The organism is Alcanivorax sp. (assembly GCF_051117345.1).
GTDB lineage: Bacteria > Pseudomonadota > Gammaproteobacteria > Pseudomonadales > Alcanivoracaceae > Alcanivorax.
In genome coordinates this window covers 1-3,939 of the sequence record NZ_JBNPEC010000132.1, presented here as the reverse complement: position 1 = coordinate 3,939, position 3,939 = coordinate 1, and the positions used below count along the sequence as shown (strand labels likewise).

Annotated in this window: 4 protein-coding genes; 2 read left to right on the top strand and 2 right to left on the bottom strand. The window is 58.4% G+C overall.

Annotated elements, in window-relative coordinates:
* A partial coding sequence (locus tag ACFE0K_RS08775; RefSeq protein ID WP_434535706.1) for an acyl-CoA dehydrogenase occupies positions 1-784 on the top strand: 784 nt, incomplete at its 5' end.
* A 318-nt stretch (positions 785-1,102) separates the two neighbouring features.
* Here ACFE0K_RS08775 and fabB read toward each other — a convergent pair.
* Together fabB and fabA are read right to left on the bottom strand one after the other, a co-directional pair.
* On the bottom strand, positions 1,103-2,317 hold the full coding sequence (gene fabB, locus ACFE0K_RS08770; RefSeq protein WP_434535705.1) for a beta-ketoacyl-ACP synthase I: 1,215 nt from the start codon (positions 2,315-2,317) through the stop codon (positions 1,103-1,105).
* Positions 2,318-2,326: 9 nt separating this feature from the next.
* The gene (fabA, locus tag ACFE0K_RS08765; RefSeq protein WP_434535704.1) at positions 2,327-2,854 is read right to left on the bottom strand and encodes a 3-hydroxyacyl-[acyl-carrier-protein] dehydratase FabA; all 528 of its coding nucleotides are present in this window, start codon (positions 2,852-2,854) and stop codon (positions 2,327-2,329) included.
* A gap of 389 nt (positions 2,855-3,243) precedes the next feature.
* Between fabA and ccsA the strand changes: the two genes are divergently transcribed.
* Positions 3,244-3,939 (top strand): cytochrome c biogenesis protein CcsA (gene ccsA, locus ACFE0K_RS08760; RefSeq protein WP_434535703.1); only part of this gene is annotated, 696 nt, incomplete at its 3' end.

Genomic DNA, 3,939 nt, shown 5'->3' with positions numbered 1-3,939 from the left:
CAAACCGCAGGTTCCCATCATTGACCACCTGGATTGGAATCGTCTGCTGCTCCCCCAGAAAGCCTACGCGGACGCGGCCATCGCCATGAGTCTGTATGGCTATCGTCTGGTGGATGATATCGAGACCGGTGATGAGGCGGCAGCGAAGGATGCCCATCTGCTTCTGGACCTGCTCACCCCGGTACTGAAAAGCTGGCCCTCGGAATTTGGTGTCAAAGCCAACGACATGGCCATTCAGGTGTTTGGTGGCGCCGGTTACACCCGCGAATACCCGGTGGAACAGGTGTGGCGTGACAACCGCCTCAATCCCATTCACGAAGGCACCACCGGTGTGCAGGGCATGGACCTGCTAGGTCGCAAGGTGTGGATGGCCAGTGGCAAGGGGCTGCAACTGCTGGCCCAGCGTATCCTGGCGGATGTGGCGCATACTACGGATGACCGCTGCCTGCCGTTTGCCCAGGCACTGAAAGCCATGCTGCCGCGCGTTGAAGCGGCCACGGCAGCTGCCGGCAAGTTGATGGCAGAGCAGGGGCCGCGCATGGCCTTGTCCAATGCCAATGCGTACCTGCAACTGATGGGGCATACCGTGGCAGCCTGGATGTGGTTGCGCCAGGCCAATGCGGCAGCGGCACTGGATACCCCCGAAGACACGGATTTTGCTCAGGGTAAATTGCAGGCAGCACAGTATTTTTTCCACTGGGAGTTGCCCCGTGTGGAACTGGACGCGCAACGATTGATTGATGCCGACGACACCTTTATCAACATGGACAACCGCTGGTTCTGATTTCCGAACATTGTGTGCCTATCGTCATCAGGCTCGGGACCTGCCTCGGCAGGAATAGCTATGACGGTATTTTCAAGCCTCCCCTGTGGAGGCTTTTTTTTGCTTTGCTTTCAGGGCGCCGCTGAAAGATTCTTGTACCCTGAGACCTCATTCTGGATGAAAGAACCTTAATCCAGAATCGCTGACTGCCACCGCTAATTGCGTAGGGTGCACTGAGCCTACGTTTCTAGAAGCTACGGGTTTGCGACCATAAAAAAGCCCGGCAAGGCCGGGCTTTTTCGCTGTTAACTATTAATTGTTAACTATTCACTGTTTTTCTCACCCTTCCCACTTGCGCAGTACCAGGCTGGCATTGGTGCCACCAAAACCGAAGCTGTTGCTCAGCACGGTGGCTGGGCCGCTGTCCTTGCCCTGCACCAGAATCGGCAGTCCCTCAGCCTTTTCATCCAGCGTCTCGATATTGGCGCTCAGGGCCGTAAAGTCATGCTGCATCATCAGCAGGCTGTAGATGGCTTCGTGAACCCCTGCCGCGCCCAGGCTGTGACCGGACAGGCTCTTGGTGGAGCCGATGTCCGGGCAGTTGTCGCCGAATACTTCGCGAATGGCTTTCAGCTCGGCCACATCCCCCACCGGGGTGCTGGTGCCGTGGGCATTAATGTAATCGACCTTGCCGTCCATGGTGGCCAGTGCCTGGCGCATGCAACGGGCGGCGCCTTCACCATTGGGGGCGACCATGTCATGGCCGTCGCTGGTGGCGCCGTAGCCGATCACTTCTGCGTAGATTTTTGCGCCACGGGCTTTGGCATGTTCCAGCTCTTCGACGACGACCATGCCGCCACCGCCAGCGATGACAAAACCATCACGGCTTTCATCGTAGGCCCGGGAAGCGGTTTCCGGGGTGTCGTTGTACTTGCTGGACAGGGCGCCCATGCCGTCGAACAGACAGCTCAGGGTCCAGTGTTCCTCTTCACCGCCGCCGGCGAATACCACATCCTGTTTGCCTAGTTGAATCTGCTCCACCGCGTTGCCGATACAGTGGGCGCTGGTGGCACAGGCGGACGCGATGGAATAGTTGATGCCCTTGATCTTGAAGGGTGTGGCCAGGCAGGCGGAGACGGTAGAGGCCATCACCCGGGGCACCAGATAGGGGCCTACGCGTTTAACACCGCGATTGCGGGCGATGTCGGCAGCTTCCACCTGGTTAAAGGAGGAGTGGCCACCGGAGCCGGCGATCAGCCCGGTACGCTCGTTACTGACCTGGTCTTCTTCCAGGCCGGCATCGGTGATCGCCTGCTGCATGGCGATGTAGGCATAGGCTGCGGCGTCTCCCATGAAACGGCGAGGCTTGCGGTCGATGAAGTCTTCCAGTGCGATTTCCGGGGTGCCGGCAACGTGGCTGCGCATGCCCAGCTCTTTGTAGTCTTCCTTGAAGCGAATGCCGGAACGGCCCTCGCGCAAGGACCGAGTGACGCTATCGGTATCGTTGCCCAGGCAGGAGACAATGCCCATTCCTGTGATGACTACGCGGCGCATGATTGACTCCTAAAATCCGTCGGTGGAAGTGAACAGGCCCACGCGCAGGTCTTCGGCAAGGTAGATCTCCTTGCCGTCAACGCTGACGGTGGCATCGGCGATGCCTAGAATCAGCTTGCGGGAAATAACCCGTTTCACGTCCAGTTTGTACGTGACTTTCTTGGCGGTTGGCAGAATCTGCCCGGAGAATTTCACACTCCCCACACCCAGGGCGCGACCGCGGCCTGGGTGGCCCAGCCAGCCCAGCAAAAAGCCCAGCAACTGCCAGGTAGCATCCAGGCCCAGGCAGCCGGGCATGACTGGATCACTTTCAAAGTGGCATTCGAAAAACCACAGGTCCGGGCGAATATCCAGCTCGGCGATAATTTCGCCTTTACCGTACTTGCCACCCTGATCGCTGATATGGGTAATACGATCCATCATCAGCATGTTGGGCAGTGGCAGGCGCGCGTTGCCGGGCCCGAAAAGCTCGCCGTGGGCGCAGGCAAGCAGGTCCTCGCGATCGTAGGAGGATTTCTGTTCTGTTGTAGTGCTCAAAGTCTTACTCCGTGAAGGCCTGATGGCACATTCCGAGTATATGGATGATTTATGACGTTTTATCTGCACCGCTATGACACGGTGTCATGATCGAACGCATACTAGCAAAGCCAAGTGAAAGCATACGAATAGCAAGCGTCTCAAAATATGTCGAAAGGATGGCTTTACCGAAAATGACCGATGAACGGACAATAAAGACACAGGTCTATGCTTCCTGAGGATCAATTGCGGCTCGGGAACCGTTGAAATTCATCAGGTGTTGTTCAGCGACTCCCGCCACGCCACGGACTTGCAATTGCCGGACCATGTACCGATGCTATGCGCGCCGGACCGCGCGTAACGGCGGTTTGACAGGCATCGGACAGTAAAAAGCGGATTGAGGAGCTCTTGTGGCGGCAGAAATCGGGCATCTATCCCTGTGGTTGGCACTGGCTGCAGCCCTGTGCTTATCGGTATTCCCGTTGATCGGGGTGCATCGTAACATCCTCGCCCTGCAATGGTATGCCCGCCCACTGGCCTGGGTGCAGTGGCTGGCACTGACCTTTTCCATGGTCTGCCTGGGCTATAGCTTCTACATTAACGATTTCTCTGTGGCCTATGTGGCCAATCACAGCAACTCCGCGTTGCCGCTGGCCTATCGGCTGTCCGCCATATGGGGTGGCCATGAAGGCTCGCTGCTGCTGTGGGGCTGGATGCTGGGCGGTTGGGCGGCCATGGTCGGGGTGCTCAGTCGTAGCGTTCCCCTGCATATGGTCGCCCGGGTGTTGTCCGTGATGGGCATGATCTCGGTGGGCTTTCTGCTGTTTATGCTGCTCACATCGAACCCCTTTGATCGCGTTCTGCCTTGGTTCCCCCTGGACGGGGCGGATCTGAATCCGCTGCTGCAGGACCCGGGCCTGATCATTCACCCGCCCATGCTGTACATGGGGTATGTGGGCTTTTCCGTGGCGTTTGCCTTTGCCGTGGCCGGGCTGCTGGCAGGCAACATGGACCCGGCCTGGGCCCGCTGGGCTCGGCCCTGGACCACTGTTGCCTGGAGCTTTCTTACCGTGGGCATCGCCCTGGGTTCCTGGTGGGCCTATTAC

Excerpts from the sequence above, each read along its gene's own strand:
- fabB (WP_434535705.1), bottom strand. The coding sequence starts at position 2,317 with ATGCGCCGCGTAGTCATCACAGGAATGGGCATTGTCTCCTGCCTGGGC.